Annotated in this window: 1 protein-coding gene; it reads right to left on the bottom strand. The window is 66.0% G+C overall.

The genetic code is table 11. The features are described from left to right. Positions 1–242 precede the first annotated feature (242 nt). On the bottom strand, positions 243–607 hold a 365-nt coding region (locus ACXJKH_RS21865), incomplete at its 5' end, for an ExbD/TolR family protein (RefSeq protein ID WP_457322530.1).

The raw sequence follows: 607 nt of genomic DNA, 5'->3' as shown, positions 1-607 counted from the left end.
GGACCGCACCATGTGGCCTGTGGCAATGGGAGGACCAACGGCCGCTGCAGCATCGGGAACGTGGCCACGACCACCACCAGCACCTCCAACATCACATCCACCAACGGCGTGAGGTTGGGCATGGYGATGGGGCCGCCGGGCCTGTTACCTGGAAAAACCATCCGCTGCATCCTGCACCAAGCTGGATTGCCCGTCGTGCCATGAAAGCGTGGCCCGTCCGCACGGACAGGCCACGACCGTGGTCAGGGACGCACGAAGGCGATGCGCTCCAGGTGCGCGTTGCTGGCAGCCGCCAGCACCKTGGCCATCACCTCATACTCGGCGTCAGGGTCGGTGGCGATACGCAGCTCCGGCAGGTTGCCGGCGTGTGCCTGTGCCTGGTCCTGCATGCGTGCCTGCAGGGAGGCGACCGGCACCCCCTGCCCGTTCCAGGTGACCTGGTTGGACGCATCCACGCGCAGCTCGATCGGCGCCGGTGGCTCGGTGGGCGGCACCACGCTGGTGGTGCGTTGCGGCAAGTTGACCGGAATGGGCAAGGACACCATCGGGGCGGTCACGATGAAGATGATCAACAACACCAGCATTACATCGACCAACGGGGTGACGT

The organism is Stenotrophomonas sp. P5_B8, assembly GCF_054049855.1.
The sequence above is the reverse complement of the archived record's forward strand: the minus strand, read 5'-3'. Positions and strand labels throughout refer to the sequence as shown.